This window comes from Erysipelothrix piscisicarius (assembly GCF_003931795.1).
In the GTDB taxonomy this organism is placed as follows: Bacteria; Bacillota_I; Bacilli_A; order Erysipelotrichales; family Erysipelotrichaceae; genus Erysipelothrix; species Erysipelothrix piscisicarius.
The window spans coordinates 175,695-189,879 of sequence record NZ_CP034234.1 but is presented as its reverse complement, the minus strand read 5'-3'; the positions used below and the strand labels follow the sequence as shown (position 1 = coordinate 189,879).

At 37.5% G+C, this 14,185-nt stretch carries 13 protein-coding genes and 3 pseudogenes; 8 read left to right on the top strand and 8 right to left on the bottom strand.

Translation table 11 applies throughout. The features are described from left to right. Position 1 precedes the first annotated feature (1 nt). From EEI45_RS00940 to EEI45_RS00935, 3 genes are all read left to right on the top strand, one after another. Complete coding sequence (locus EEI45_RS00940) at positions 2-904, top strand: nucleotidyltransferase family protein (protein WP_125163776.1); 903 nt, start codon at positions 2-4, stop codon at positions 902-904. A 110-nt stretch (positions 905-1,014) separates the two neighbouring features. Further along, positions 1,015-1,185 (top strand): DUF695 domain-containing protein, encoded by a 171-nt coding sequence (locus EEI45_RS08805; RefSeq protein ID WP_228410419.1) that lies wholly within the window; start codon positions 1,015-1,017, stop codon positions 1,183-1,185. Positions 1,186-1,231: 46 nt separating this feature from the next. Continuing rightward, a complete protein-coding gene (locus tag EEI45_RS00935; protein WP_228410418.1) occupies positions 1,232-1,735 on the top strand; it encodes a ribonuclease E inhibitor RraB in 504 nt (167 codons plus the stop codon). A gap of 65 nt (positions 1,736-1,800) precedes the next feature. Here EEI45_RS00935 and EEI45_RS00930 read toward each other — a convergent pair whose 3' ends face one another. From EEI45_RS00930 to EEI45_RS08795, 5 genes are read right to left on the bottom strand one after another with little or no spacing between them, the layout of a single operon-like run. Beyond that, on the bottom strand, positions 1,801-3,147 hold the full coding sequence (locus tag EEI45_RS00930; protein WP_125163775.1) for a PTS galactitol transporter subunit IIC: 1,347 nt from the start codon (positions 3,145-3,147) through the stop codon (positions 1,801-1,803). Between the two features lie 2 nt (positions 3,148-3,149). After that, the gene (locus EEI45_RS00925) at positions 3,150-3,602 is read right to left on the bottom strand and encodes a PTS sugar transporter subunit IIA (protein ID WP_228410417.1); all 453 of its coding nucleotides are present in this window, start codon (positions 3,600-3,602) and stop codon (positions 3,150-3,152) included. Positions 3,603-3,613: 11 nt separating this feature from the next. Continuing rightward, on the bottom strand, positions 3,614-3,898 hold the full coding sequence (locus tag EEI45_RS00920; RefSeq protein ID WP_125163774.1) for a PTS sugar transporter subunit IIB: 285 nt from the start codon (positions 3,896-3,898) through the stop codon (positions 3,614-3,616). A 12-nt stretch (positions 3,899-3,910) separates the two neighbouring features. Further along, positions 3,911-5,035, bottom strand: coding sequence for a BglG family transcription antiterminator (locus EEI45_RS08800; RefSeq protein ID WP_228410416.1), 1,125 nt, complete (start codon positions 5,033-5,035; stop codon positions 3,911-3,913). Next, positions 5,022-5,789 (bottom strand): BglG family transcription antiterminator, encoded by a 768-nt coding sequence (locus EEI45_RS08795; protein WP_228410415.1) that lies wholly within the window; start codon positions 5,787-5,789, stop codon positions 5,022-5,024. Before EEI45_RS08795 ends, EEI45_RS08800 begins: the two co-directional genes overlap by 14 nt. A 169-nt stretch (positions 5,790-5,958) precedes the next feature. Between EEI45_RS08795 and EEI45_RS09865 the strand changes: the two genes are divergently transcribed. Genes EEI45_RS09865 through EEI45_RS00905 form a run of 3 tightly spaced genes read left to right on the top strand, consistent with a single transcriptional unit; the run spans position 5,959 to position 8,208 of the window. Beyond that, a complete protein-coding gene (locus EEI45_RS09865) occupies positions 5,959-6,399 on the top strand; it encodes an MFS transporter (RefSeq protein WP_267128132.1) in 441 nt (146 codons plus the stop codon). Further along, complete coding sequence (locus EEI45_RS09860) at positions 6,371-7,117, top strand: MFS transporter (RefSeq protein ID WP_267128131.1); 747 nt, start codon at positions 6,371-6,373, stop codon at positions 7,115-7,117. Before EEI45_RS09865 ends, EEI45_RS09860 begins: the two co-directional genes overlap by 29 nt. 20 nt (positions 7,118-7,137) lie before the next feature. Next, entirely contained in the window at positions 7,138-8,208 is a 1,071-nt protein-coding gene (locus tag EEI45_RS00905; RefSeq protein WP_125163773.1) for an NAD/NADP octopine/nopaline dehydrogenase family protein, read from the top strand. Positions 8,209-8,342: 134 nt separating this feature from the next. Here EEI45_RS00905 and EEI45_RS00900 read toward each other — a convergent pair. Continuing rightward, positions 8,343-9,670 (bottom strand): annotated as a pseudogene (locus EEI45_RS00900) (IS3 family transposase). Between the two features lie 88 nt (positions 9,671-9,758). On the opposite strand from EEI45_RS00900, the pseudogene EEI45_RS00895 reads away from it, so the two are divergent. Continuing rightward, positions 9,759-10,685: pseudogene (locus tag EEI45_RS00895) on the top strand (IS30 family transposase). A 34-nt stretch (positions 10,686-10,719) separates the two neighbouring features. On the opposite strand, the gene EEI45_RS00890 reads toward EEI45_RS00895, so the two are convergent. Continuing rightward, positions 10,720-11,649, bottom strand: a complete 930-nt coding sequence (locus tag EEI45_RS00890; protein WP_125163772.1) for a hypothetical protein — start codon at positions 11,647-11,649, stop codon at positions 10,720-10,722. Between the two features lie 85 nt (positions 11,650-11,734). Further along, a complete protein-coding gene (locus EEI45_RS00885) occupies positions 11,735-13,114 on the bottom strand; it encodes a pyridoxal phosphate-dependent decarboxylase family protein (protein ID WP_228410414.1) in 1,380 nt (459 codons plus the stop codon). 146 nt (positions 13,115-13,260) lie between these two features. Here EEI45_RS00885 and EEI45_RS00880 point away from each other — a divergent pair. Beyond that, positions 13,261-14,163 (top strand): annotated as a pseudogene (locus EEI45_RS00880) (LysR family transcriptional regulator). Positions 14,164-14,185: the final 22 nt, after the last annotated feature.

Sequence of the window (14,185 nt, the reverse complement as noted above, 5' to 3'; positions counted from 1 at the left end):
TATGAAGGATTTAACTTTAGTAATATTAGCTGCTGGAATGGGAAGCCGTTACGGTGGATTAAAACAAATTGACAAATTCGGAAAAAATGGAGAGGCAATCATTGATTTTTCAATCTATGATGCAATTCAAGCAGGATTTAATAAACTTGTATTAATTATTCGTGAAGAGCATGAAGCAATTTTTGAAGCAGAACTTGTTGGGAAAATTCGTCCATTTATTAATGTGGAATATGCTTTCCAAAGCACAAGTGATGTTCCTGAGTGGTTTGAAGGGGTTGAAGGCCGTGAAAAACCTTGGGGAACAACACATGCGCTGCTTGCTGCACGGAACCATGTATCGGGACCTTTTATGATTATTAATGCAGATGACTACTACGGAAAAGCTGCTTTTGTGGAAATGGCACGATTCTTAAATGAAGAAGTTACAGATCAACAAGCTGCAATGATGGGATACATTGTGGACAATACGATTACTGATAATGGAACAGTAACGCGTGGGGTCTGTAAAAATGTAGAAGGTTTCTTAACGGATATTGTGGAAACAGATGGCATTAAGCGTACAGATAAAGGGGTTGTTGGTGGACCTGATGAAACCCTGATTCCTGATGGAACACAAGTTTCAATGAACTTCTGGAGCTTTACACCGGCAATCTTTGATCTAATGGAAACAAAATTTGAAACATTCTTAAAAGAAGATGTTGCGAAAAACCCTATGAAATCAGAAGCATTACTCCCTAATGATGTGGGATCTTTAATCCATGATGGTAAATTATCAGTTAAGATTTTAGATACACCCGATCGTTGGTTCGGTGTAACCTATCAAGAAGATAAACCAATGGTTCTTGCGCAGTTTGCGAAGTTCCAAGAAGATGGTACATACCCGGAAAAACTTTGGGATAAATAATTTACAAAAGGCTACGAATTATCGTAGCTTTTTTTTATGGCTTTATCGATACACGGTGGCATTAATTGAAAAGCTGTCGTATTATAGAAACATAAAGGTAGGTTATTGTTATGTATGAATCAAATTTTCAATTTTATCCAATCACAATGGATGAAAAACCACACAGTGTTCGTGTGGATCTTAATGCCCTTGTTATTGAACCGGATGATCCCCATCTCTATGTTGTTAGAAAGCCGTATAACGGGCGAGACAACGGATTTCCTACGGAGTTAGCTTTTTGATACCCTAAATGAATTTGAAACTGCTGTCACAGATTTCTTAAGCCCTATGGATGTTCAGTTAATTGGAGCGATAACTGGAAATGATGTTTGTGACTATTTCTTTGTTTCAAAAGCGTGTATAAGTCTTGAATCCATCCTCAAAGAACGCTTCCCCCAAGAAGTCATGGGTGTCATTGTTCGTGAACATGATGATTTTGAAATCTACAAAAGTGTTCTATTCCCCAACGAATATCAATTAGCGATGATCTACAATCAAAATCTTTGTTTGAACCTTGAACGCGAAGGAGAACGATTTGAAGTAGAACGGGATGTCGAAGTGTTAACGGTGTTTGAACGACAAGAAGATGCACAACTATTCAGTCAACACTTTGAACAATTTGCACATACCCAAACCATCGAGCCACGGGAAGATGGTTTGATTCAAACCCGAATGATTGCTTCAATTGTTCCAACATTACCCACTATGAATGGTATTTCACAACACATCGTATCCCTCACGAATCAATATAACGGATCATACGAAGGTTGGTATTGCAACGTTCACAAATAAAAAAAGGATTGAAATCGGCACCATTACCGAATTCAATCCTTTTTATTTTTTTAATCGAAAAGAGACTAAGCTTGATCTTTAATTGCTTGTTCTTTAAGAATTAACTTACGGTTCCAAACCATAAGAACCGCTGAGATAGCACCGGCAATTGCAACACCGATCCATTTATACTCAACAAGTTTTACCATCATAAATGGTAACCATGAACTACCATAATCAATACTTGAAATCAATGCAGAACCGCCTGGGATTGCAAAGTTGGCTGCTTTTGCAGCTTCAGTAAAGATTGGAGCAATATTTGTACCAATTAAAAGACCAATCGATACGGTAAAGATTCCAACGATCAGTGTACGGAAGAAGTCTCCACCACAAAGAGGTGCAATTAAAACAAACATAAATGGTAAAACAGCAAGACTTGCGAACGGCAAGAATTGGTTACCTGGAATGATAAAGGCAAGAATAATTGTAATGGGAACCATTACAAGTGAAATGGTAAGGGTAACAGGGTTACCAACACCGACTGCTGAATCAAGTCCAATAAGAAGGTTTGAGTTTTCTCCATATTTCTTTTGGATTTTAGCTTGAACTGCTTCACTAATGGGCATTAAACCTTCCATAAGAATTGCGGACATTTTTGGTGTTAAGACTAAAACAGCCGCCATCACGATTGCAAGGTTTGTAATCCCTTTGAAATCATAACCGGCAACAAGACCTAATAAAATCCCAACAACAGTACCAAGGATTGCAGGATCACCAAACATACCAAATTTTTTCTGGAATGCTTTTTCATCAAGTTTAATTTTATTAATACCTGGAATTTTATCAATAATTGCATTTAAAACATAAGCGATGGGTGCAAAAGATGCGGTAAATGCATGTGGAATTGAAATACCGGGGAACCCAAGTTGTTTTTCAACAAGTGGTGCGGTACGGTCTCCAATAACCATGATAATCACCATATTAAAGGCTGCCATTAATAGACTCACAATTAAATCATTGGTAATCATCAAAACAAGAGAACCTGTAAAGGCAAAATGCCAGAAGTTCCAAATATCAACGTTAACCGTTTTTGTTGTTTTTGTTGATAACATAAGAATGTTAACCAAAATCCCAACAGGGATAATTAATACCCCAACAGCAGAACCGAATGCAATAGCACTTGCTGCAGGCCAACCAACATCAAGAACCGTTAAGTTTAGACCAAAATTCGCAACCATCTGTTTTGCAGCAGGTTCCAAATTCTTTGTAAGTAATTCAATAACGATATTTAATCCAATAAAACCAATACCAACCATTAATCCTGATTTAAATGCTTTACTAAACTTAACCCCGAGCGCTAACGCAAAGATGGTAAAGATGATCGGCATCATTACAGCAGGACCAAGGTCAACAATAAAATTTAAAATTGACATGACTATGCTACTCCTTTAGTTAAAATATCTAAGATTTCCTGATTCGTTTTTCCTTGTAATAATTGATTTAAGAAATCGTCATCGGAAAATGTCCCCATAAGTTTACTTAAAATTTGCACTTGTTCTTCTTTGTTTTTCACAAGTAAGAAAAAGAACAGTTTTACATTGAGATCATTATCCGTAACCATTTCTTTATATGCGATTGCTTCAGATACACGTACAAAGGCAATCCCTGGTTTATGAATGTATGTTGAATCGACATGAGGGATTGCAACGCTGCATACAGGGGCTGCAAGTCCTGTTGGATAGGTAGCTTCGCGTTCCTTTAGTGCACCTAAATAAGCTTCATTAACGTATCCAAGATCGAGAAGATGTTGATTCATCAGATCAAACAATTCATCTTGCGATGATACGTCTAAATCTAAAAATACTAAATCTTCATTAAACACTGTCATCACCACGTTTTCTATAAGCCGAGAATTTCAATAACGTTATCAATGGTTGCTTGAGCACCCATTCCCGTTAAAAGGGATAGCCCTGATAAAACAGGAATTCCATAACCTTCTCCACCTTGAGCTGTAGTTACGATTACATCTTGATCCGATGCAATGGATGGCAATTCAGCAAGTGAAGTTTGAATAAATTTAACGTGGTCAAGAAGCCCTTTTGCTTCGAGTCCTGCTTTAAGTTTTGATGTGGCAACAGTACTTGTTGCGATACCAGAGCCGCATGCTACAATAATAGTTTTCATAAAATACCTTTCCTACTCAGTAAAGAGTGATTTCAAATAAGAAATATTCTTATTTTTAATAATGTTTGACACTTTGTATTGATGGTCGATTTCCGTATAGAGTTCTGCGAATAAGTCGGAATATTGGGTGCGATGGTCTTGATCAATGAGAATCATGAGAATAAGTTGAACGTGATCATATTTCCACGGGATGGGTTTATCGAGAACACATGCCACAATGGAGGGTCGGTATACAGAACCTTCGATATTGTGAGGGATACAAACGAGGTTACCGACCTCAGTAGAACCAAGCGCTTCGCGTTCTAGAATCGATTCTTGACACGCTTTATCGATATAGCCAAGGGTGAGGGCTTTTTGGCTCATCATTTCAAGAAGTTCTTGAGGTGATTGCGCATCAGGATTAACTAAAAAAAGTTTCTCGTCGAATAAATCTGCGACAGAATGAGTGTTTGTGGGTTCGCCTTTGATATATCGCTTAATATGTGCGATATCCTGGTCGGTAACAATTGCGGAAACAACAACTGTAGGAACCCCTAAATTACGATCGATGTGGACCGTAGAAATAAGCAAATCCACATCATCCATATCGTGTTTATCAAGTTGATAAAGAGCACTTACTTTTTTAATTTCAAGTGCCTCTTTAAATTGAGACTCTAATTTCGCTTTCAGAAGCATTGCAGTCCCGACTCCTGTCGTGCATACAACAATTGCGCGTGTTGTTTCACTTTTTTCGTCGTGCCGGGCGCGTTCGCGAGCACCACAGAAATGAAGGGCGAGGAACCCAATTTCATCTAAGTTAAAGGCTACTGCGTTTGTTTTTAAAAAATGAAAGGCAAGAACTTTCGCAATTTGAATTTCAAAAGGATAATTCTTCTCGATATCATCCAATAATTCGTTACGGATTGAAAGTCCAAGTTCAATGCGTTTGAGCGCACTTTCGAGGTGAGTCATCAAGCCTTGTTTTAGAATCTCATCGTTACGGAAATCACTACCATAAATCCGATAAATGTCATCGAGGGCTTCATTGAGGATCTGTAAATTGCGATGGGACTCAGAATTGACATTATCAACATCTGTATGGAGTTTTTTTTGAGAACTTAAATGGATATAAATATTAATGATTTCACGCTTCGGCACATAAATAAGCTTTTGAATCCGTTTGAATTGATGTGGTTGTATTGCTTAAACGCAGCTTATCTTGTTCAATGCGTGTCAAAGCAATTTCAATGTGAATCGAAAGATTTTTAAATCCAATATCTGTGAGATGGAGTTGATACTCTTGAATGCATGTCACAATAATGCGCTCAATGATATCCATGCGAGGGGTATTTTGTCCGATAATACGATTCATGTCAATGGTAGATTTTTCCATGACAAGGTAATCATTGATGAGGCGACGAATGCTGTTTTCATCACCGGTTAGGACCAACCCTCGCTTATAGTCATTTTCCAGGAAAATATGATATTCCCTTAGAATCCGTCTTACACTAACAAGATCTCTTTTGAGTGTTGATAAACTTATAAATAAATTATCAGCAAGTGCTTCTAATGTAAAATAAGTACTGTTCAAAGTTCCGTTCGCAATTTTACGAATAATCCATTCAACTCGAGATTGTCTTACATTCGGTAATACGTTATTATCGAACTCATCATTATAGAAATAGGTTTTCCACATTTCGTTTTTGTATGAGTCATCGATCAGATAACCTTTACCGCGTAACGAGGTGATGGCCATGTTGCTTTTTTTAAGGATGTGATCGATTGCCTGAACTTCCCGTTGAACCGTTTTGCTCGATATATTCAGTTCAGTTGCAATATCATCACTTGTAATTGCATCATGTGCATTGATTATCAACAACAGAATACTACTTTGTCTTTGTGTTAATTCCATCAACATCACCTCTCACACATAGTTTACTTTATTCTATATAGTGTGCAGTTCGTGTTTGTCCTTTGTCAACGGACATGCTTAGGGTGAGGAGTCTGTTGGGAAGCGACAGGGTAAAAAGCGAGTTGATAAGAATTTGGGGCATCCTGTAACACCGACTCTTTTAAAATCGATGGATTTACCACCGCATGTTTTTGGCTTGTCGTTTGCGGCGATGTGTCTTACAAATTTTATTTTTGCTCTTGTGTGGTCGAATGTCGCAAATGGGATGAAAAAGACACGTATTTTAATGATATCCTCGATTGGTTATGCGATTGCTCAATTGCTTTTTGGGTATGCGTTAAATCGCTATAGTATTTATTTTGCGAGACTTTTAAGTGGTATTTTCGCTGGAGGATTCCAAGTAGGTCTTATGAGTTATGTAGTGAATGAAGCACCAGAAGAACGCCAATCTCATTACATAACAATCTCATCGATTATAGTCAGTGTAGGGGCAGCACTTGGATTCTTTATTGGTGGGTATCTTGGTGATTTTTCTGTGCGACTCACGTTTGTGATTCAAGCGGTATTTCAAATTGTACTAGGTGTTTTATTTTATTTTAGGACGATATGAGAAAATCGAAGAAAAGATGGAATGGTCCATGATTCGCAACTCCAATCCATTAAAGGTCCTTCAGTCATCGCGTCATTTAATGAAAGATGTGGTCTTGATTTTATTGATTGTAACGTTCACATCATCCGTTGGAACAACTTTGTTTGACCAAAGTTTTAATTATTATATAAAAGATATTTTCAACTTTGTACCCAGCCAAAATGGAATTATTAAAGCCATTACCGGATTGTTTGCGGTTGTGTTGAATGTTAGTTTAATTCGACGTCGCAATCGTAAAAAACAAGCGGTTGAGTTGGGTCTTTTAAAAACCGTGTTTATTGCGATGGGAACGCTCGCTATGATTGTAAGCTTTAGCCAGACATCAAAACCCTTTGTTGGTTTTGCGTTAGCGTGGTTTGGTATGTACACAGTGATGATTCCTATTCTTCAAAATTCAGTAATCTCAAACAAACGCAGTGTTGAGGAAGGGAACCAACTGGCAGGCCTCTATAATTCATTATTAATGCTCGGAAAAATTTTCGGGGCATTACTTACGAGTCTGGTTTATACGATTTCGCCGTCATCCACCTTTCTCTTTGCTGGCTTTATCTTTATTCTGTCATTTATCGTTTTACTCAAACCCGAAAAAGCATCTCGAAATAATAAGAGACATCGTTACACAAACGATGTCTCTTATTACATTATGGAAACAAGGACCCCGCCTCGATTTATAATGTAGGAATTAAAGGAGGATTGAATATGAAAAAAATTGCGATCATTGGTGGTGGGAATGGTGCTCACGCAGCCGCCGCTGATTTAACACTCAAAGGGTACTCGGTTACTTTAATCGAAGATGCGCAGTTTAAACATAATATGCAAACGGTCTTTGATTCACTCCAAATTCATGTGACCGGTGTCGTGGAAGGCACCGCAACCCTGACATCTGTAACAACAGACTTACAAAAGGGCGTTGCGGATGCAGAGATTATTCTTGTTGCCGTGCCAGCCTTTGCCCACAAAGATTATGCATACCGCCTTGCACCATGCTTGCAAGAAGGGCAGATCGTTTTTATTGTTCCAGGGACATTTGGGAGTCTGATATTTAAGAAGGCAATGAATGATATAGGCAATCATGCCAATATTGTATTTGCGGAATCACATACACTTCCTTATGCTACACGAATCATTGAGCCAGGGCATGTGATGATTATGAGTCGCTTCGATCCACTTAAAGTTGGTGTCTTACCAGCAAAAGAAACAATGCGCGTCTGTCAGATATTATCGGAACTTTATGATGGCATTCAACCTGTGGAAAGTATTGTTGCTTGTGGATTAAACAGCTTAAATCCTATTATCCATGTTCCGGGATGTATCCTTAATGCAGGACGGATTGAAAAGGCCCGTGGGGATTTTTACTTTTACACTGAAGGATTTACTTCTTGTGTTGTGCGTACTACTGAAGGGCTGGATCAAGAACGAATCCGTCTTCTTGAAGCTTTCGAATACAATTTTGAAACGGTAAATAAAGGGGTAGGTGGTCCGGATGCATCGGATGATCTTCATCAAGTAATTTCAGAGAATCCGAGTTTTGCTTCCATTAAAGGTCCTGCTGATGTGAAGGGAAGATATTATTCGGAAGATATTCCCTTTGGACTCGCAACGTGGGCCAAATTAGCACAGCACATTCATGTGGAAACTTCGATAATGAACAGTCTTGTGACATTGGGTTCATCCATATTAGGGAAAGATTGTTGGACAATGGGGCCATGCATGGCAGATTTAGGGATTCAAAACATGAGTATTCAAGAAATCAAACGTTTCATAGAATAAAAAGAGTTCAGTACTAAAGTACTGAACTCTTTTTCCTAAATTCAAATCTCAACCGCACCATCCAAGGTGCGGTTGTTTTTGTATAATAAAAGGAGCCCACCCGACTTTGAACTGAACCCCAAATTTTGGACAAGCTAATTATCTTTTAAATTTAAGGATTGATTCCTGTATTGAACAGGGGTCAGTCCTTTTAGTTTGCTCTTAATTCTCTTGTTATTATAAGAGTCGATATATTCATCAATTGCATCAACTAATTCTTCTACCTTTTTATACTTATGTTCTTGGTCATAATACATTTCTGATTTTAGTAGCCCAAAAAAGCCCTCCATGAGTCCGTTATCAATACTATTTCCCTTTCTTGACATACTTCTAATCATCGAATGTGCTTCTAATTCTTTCACATAAAATTGATGTTGGTATTGCCATCCTCTATCCGAATGAATAATTGTTCCTTGCGTATCGTTACAAGAAAATGCCTTGTGAAGCATGTCTCTAGTTTGATCCAAATTAGGACTTGTAGATATGTTGTAAGATACAATGTATCTACCATATGCATCAAGTATTGGTGAAAGATAGATTTTCTTCCCTTGCACATTAAACTCAGTGATATCCGTAAACCATTTTTGATTGGGTTTATCAGCTTCAAAATCTCTTTGAACTCGATTCTCAACAATGGTTCCCACTGTCCCTTTATATGAAGAATACTTACGTTTCTTTCTTATGATTGAATGTAATCCCATTTTATTCATAAGTCTCAAGACTTTCTTGTGATTTACACGAATTCCTCGATTATTTAGTTCTAAAGTAATTCTACGATAACCATATCGTCCTTTGTGATCATAATAGATTTCTATAATCTCTTGCATGAGTTCGTCGTTTTTGGTATCAAAATCAATTTTTGAAACGTAGAAGTAGTAAGTAGATCGAGCGAGTCCGGATATTTTTAAAAGAATCTCTAAGGGATATTTTTGTCGTAGTAAGGAGACTACTCTGGTTTTTTCTTCTTTTCGCGCTCCACCCTTTGTTTCACTACGGCATTCAATTTTTTTAAATATTCATTCTCCGCTTCCAAATACTTGTTTTTTTTTCTTCAATGCCTTTAGTTCATCATTAACTGTTAACAGTTTAGTTGGTTTTGTCATAGATGGTTTACCTCGTTTCCGTTCTATGACATTATAGCCGTTTTCTTTATAATTTTTAATCCAATTGTAAATCAATCCATCAGAACTTAATCCAAGTTCGATGGCGACAGCTATTGTACTTTCTCCATCCATTAATATCCGATTTATTACTTCTGACTTAAATTCATGAGAATAAAAGTGATTTTTGTTTCGTCTTAGAACATTGGGTCCATGTTGATCGATAAGTCTTACCAAATATTTAATACTTGATTTATTAATACCATACTCATTTACTAATGAACATACTGATTGTCCTAACTTTCGTTTTCATATATTTCAATTTTTGTTTTCGTGTTAGCTTAGTTATAAAACCGCACCTCCTCATCTTTGTCCAAGATTCGGGGTGCGGTTCACTAAAAGAGCTCCCATATGAAGTATAAACAATTAGATAAAAATGAAAGACCAAATTGATATTCTATTAAGCATCGGCTACTCTATGCGCAAGGCAGCACGTAAACTCAATATATCTCATTCTACGATTTCTAGATATAAAATAATGTCTATAAGAAACGAACGATTGATATTCGAGAAAATATTCCACTTAATCGAATATCTGCATTCTCACTATGATCCTAAAGTTCATTGGGTAGAAGTATGCTTGAGTAACTATAAACGATATCATCCATATAAACCGTGTGTTTCATCGCAGCAAGTCTATAACTGGATTAATCAAGGTAAACTTGATATAAAACCAAATAGAATGTGCTATAAACGTCGAAAACGTAAAAGAGAATTAGTGGAATGATGAATCACTTGAGATGGAACTTGAAGAAAACGGTACTTCAATTAGCCTTAGACCTAAATACATTGAGGAACGTAACGAGATTGGCCATCTCGAAATCGACTCTATAATCGGTAAGAAACATGAATCTGCAGCGATTATATCCATTGTAGACCGCTGCTCAAGAATGACCTGGCTTATTAAAGCAGAATATCGATATGACTATTACATCAAACTTAATTCGAAAATTTATTGAAGAGAATAATATAACCACGAAATCGATAACAGTAGATAATGGACTTGAATTTAAAACATTAGGAATTACAGCCAAGCGGTTGGGTGTGAAACTATATAAGTGTGATCCATACTGTTCTTTTCAACGTGGAACCAATGAACGAGCGAATGCAATCGTTAGAAGGTTTATACCAAAAGGAAAATCAATGTATGATATAGCGCAACAATATCTTGATGATATTTGCTTCAAAATTAACTCAATGCCGCGAAAAATATTTGACTTCAAAACGGCCTATGAGATAGACTTTAATAAAAGTGAAAGTGGTGCGGTTGAGATTTGATAAAAGAAAGTCCACGCGATGTGGACTTTTTTCTTTATGGCTTTCGAATCAATTCTTTTTGAGGAACTGTATTTTCGGTTGCGAATATAAGATTGTAATGTGTATCTTGATTTACATTAAAAATTAGAGTTGCTTGGTTGTTTCGTGCATTGAGGTCCATTCGTTCGTGATTGTTATTTAAAACAAGACGGGGTGGAAGGTAGGTCGTTGCATCTTCAGAGACAAGTGTAAAGGCATTTCTGAAATCAATAATTGGGTCGTCACTTTGTAAATCAAGTGTTACGGAGATGATCGCAAACTCTTGGTTTTTTTCAGTTCGTTCAATATCGCCATCCGGTTTTTTATAGTTCTCACTGAATTCAATGGAATCGACATTAAACGGAATCAAGCGCAATGTTTTGCCCTGTGTATTTGGATAAATACTTTGATTAAAAATCTTAAAAAATTGTGCATAAGGTGCTTCAAGCTCGCTATTGATATCGAATCGTGCATAATTCCGATAGGTTATTCGGTTAATCGGTGTAAAGCGTTTAAACTTAAGGTGAATCTTATAGAGATCAAAACGATGGTCTTCAATGAATGAATCAAATGCTTGGTTTGGATCTTCAAAAATTAATTCAGAATGTTCATCAAAGCACAATGCATATTCAGGCTTTGCATCTAAGAACCCACCGGGATCGGTAAATGTTAAAGATGGCTGTTGACACTGCGTTTTCGGTTCAATTGAACGAGGCCAATTTTCTAAATAAAAGGTTATGACGATGCATAGACACGCGATCAGGACGTATCCTCCCATGATTGTTAGGTTAAACCGGTGTGGACGTGTTGCATAGTTGGGTTGATTAAAGCGTCTTGGTTTTGTTCGCTTTTTAAAGCGAATTCGTTTTGATAGGAAATAAACTGGAAAGCCCAAGATTGTTAGGAGTACAAAAAGCGGTAATGTATAGTTAAAAAAGAATTTCATATGTGTTCCCCCTTATATTCTTATTATAGTTGGATTGTTCTTAGAATGTGTGTGAGTGTGGTAAAAAAGCAAAAAAACACAAATCTTAAAGATTTGTGTTGAGATAATGGGTTGCGAGTGTTTCAAGGTGGTCGAGTGTTTCATCGAGGTCATCAAAGGTGGTGATCGGATTAATTGTACACATTCTTAATACGGTGTGTCCTTTGAGTTCGGTTGTAAAGATTCCTGCAAATTCATCGGCAACAATTTGCTTTGCGAGATAGGTATTGAGTGAATCCAACGCTTCGTCCGTTAAATCAGGATGGATGTAACGAAAATTAATAATCGAAAACTGAGCAGGTGAGATCATTTCCCAATGATTGTATTTTAGAATTCGTTCTTGAACGTAATTCGCAAGTTCTTGGCCATGATCAATGCGACGAGAATATTCTTCAATTCCAATAGTTTGCAGTGAAAGCCATAATTTTAGTGCGCGAGTCGGTCGTGTAAGCTCAATTCCCATCGAGCCAAAATTTGTTACACGGTCACCATCAATATCTTTTAAATATTCAGGGCTGGCATCGAAACTGTTGAGAAGATCTTGTTTATCTTTCACAAGAATCATGGCGCAACTATAAGTTTGATAGAGTAATTTATGGGCATCCCAGCTAACACTATCTGCTTTATGAATTCCCTTAAGGCGGTGTACTTGACTGGTTGAAAGAAGGAAAGACGCTCCATACGCGCGATCAACATGCATCCAAAGAGAATACTTCTTACATAAATCACCGATATCATCTAAGGGATCTACGGTTCCAGTATTGGTCGTTCCTGCAGTTGCAACGACACAACAAGGAACCAATCCCTGGTTCAAGTCCTCTAAAATTGTTCGTTCAAGAATGTCCGTTTTAATTTGAAAGGCTTCATCGGTATCAATAAAACGGAATTGACGGCTTGTAAATCCAATAATTTTTAAGCCCTTTTCCACAGAGTGGTGTGTTTGATCAGAAAGATAAATGACCCCCAAGTGTCGGTTATCTTCATTCAATACTTTATCCCTTGCTGCAATAAGTCCCGTTAGGTTTGCCATAGAACCACCTGAAACAAACAACCCGCCAGCATGTTCATCATAGCCGATTTGTTTGGTGAGCCAACAAATGGTGTTTTCTTCGATCGTACTTGCGGCAGAACTATTAACCCAATTACTTGCATGCACATTATAAGCGCTCGACATTAAATCACCCAAAACAGAAACCTTTGTAGCCGGTCCGGGGATAAATCCAAAATGACGTGGGGGAGCACTGCGTAAACTATAGGGATAAATATCCGTCATCAATTGAGATACAACGGAATTGAGGTCGCGTCCTTGTTGCGGCATATCTTGATTTTTAAGACGATCTAAAACGTCTTCCGGTGCGATTGTACAGACAGGTCCGGTACCTGGATTTGTTTCACCTTGATAAAAAGGTTTAACAAATTCAATCATCATAGCTTCAATTGAAGCATCTTCATCGAGTTCATATCGTTTTATTTACATACCTCCATTAACTTGACTTCGTGTTAATGAAAATATACCATAACTTATAGAATAAGATAATTTAATAGATTTTATAAAACGGATAAAAAAAATTAATGGGAGAGCGTATGAATCTGAGACATTTTCAAACATTTGTGAAGGTTGTGGAGAAAGAAAGTTTTAGTAAGGCAGCGGATGCCTTAGGTTATACTCAAGCGGCCGTGACCGTTCAAATCCAACAACTTGAAGAAGAACTTCAAACAAAACTCTTTGACCGCATGAATCGTAAAATTCACCTCACGGAAGAAGGAGAGGCATTTATATTTTATGCGAACGAAGTTTTAAGAACCGTTGAGGAAGCGCGTATCTTTAATCAATCGACCAAAAAAGAACACGGTACCATTCGCGTCGGAACGGTCGGATCGTTGGGGTCGAGCATTTTTCCAGACCTTATCTATAATTTTCACAAGGAACATCCCAACGTGGAAATTAAAGTGATCATCGGAAAAACAGAAGAACTGCTGGGTATGGTACGGCGAGACGAAATCGACATCCTTTTCACACTCGATTATCAACTTTATGGTGCAGATATGGTAAAAGTATTTGAAAAGGAAGAAACCATTCTGTTTGTAAGTGCGGATGAGACGGTAAGCAGTACAAAAATCTATAACCTTGAAGAATTTTCGGATGCACCATTTTTACTGACCGAACAAGGTGAGGCGTATCGCTATGAACTTGAGCGCAATCTTGCGAAGCGACGCGTGAACTGAAATGCGATTTTAGAGGTTGGAGATACAGAAATTATCATCGCTGTCTTGAAAAAAGGACTTGGGTTATCGTTTCTTCCTGAATTTTCAGTAAAAGAAGAACTCGAACAACGCGTATTAAAAACGGTGAACGTTGATATTCCTACGGTTTCGATGTACGCTCAAGTCCTTTATCACGAAAAAAAATTCCTGACGACCCACATGAAGTCATTTATCCAGGAAATTGAACAAACCTATATTCGTCGAAAATAAAAAAAACCACTCTAAAGAGTGG

Coding starts and splice junctions, on each gene's coding strand:
- EEI45_RS00885 (WP_228410414.1), bottom strand. CDS start 13,114: ATGATTGAATTTGTTAAACCTTTTTATCAAGGTGAAACAAATCCAGGT.
- EEI45_RS00925 (WP_228410417.1), bottom strand. CDS start 3,602: ATGACAGTGTTTAATGAAGATTTAGTATTTTTAGATTTAGACGTATCA.
- EEI45_RS00890 (WP_125163772.1), bottom strand. CDS start 11,649: ATGAAATTCTTTTTTAACTATACATTACCGCTTTTTGTACTCCTAACA.
- EEI45_RS00930 (WP_125163775.1), bottom strand. CDS start 3,147: ATGTCAATTTTAAATTTTATTGTTGACCTTGGTCCTGCTGTAATGATG.
- EEI45_RS08795 (WP_228410415.1), bottom strand. CDS start 5,789: ATGGAATTAACACAAAGACAAAGTAGTATTCTGTTGTTGATAATCAAT.
- EEI45_RS00940 (WP_125163776.1), top strand. CDS start 2: ATGAAGGATTTAACTTTAGTAATATTAGCTGCTGGAATGGGAAGCCGT.
- EEI45_RS09865 (WP_267128132.1), top strand. CDS start 5,959: ATGGATTTACCACCGCATGTTTTTGGCTTGTCGTTTGCGGCGATGTGT.
- EEI45_RS00935 (WP_228410418.1), top strand. CDS start 1,232: ATGGATGTTCAGTTAATTGGAGCGATAACTGGAAATGATGTTTGTGAC.
- EEI45_RS08805 (WP_228410419.1), top strand. CDS start 1,015: ATGTATGAATCAAATTTTCAATTTTATCCAATCACAATGGATGAAAAA.
- EEI45_RS00905 (WP_125163773.1), top strand. CDS start 7,138: ATGAAAAAAATTGCGATCATTGGTGGTGGGAATGGTGCTCACGCAGCC.
- EEI45_RS00920 (WP_125163774.1), bottom strand. CDS start 3,898: ATGAAAACTATTATTGTAGCATGCGGCTCTGGTATCGCAACAAGTACT.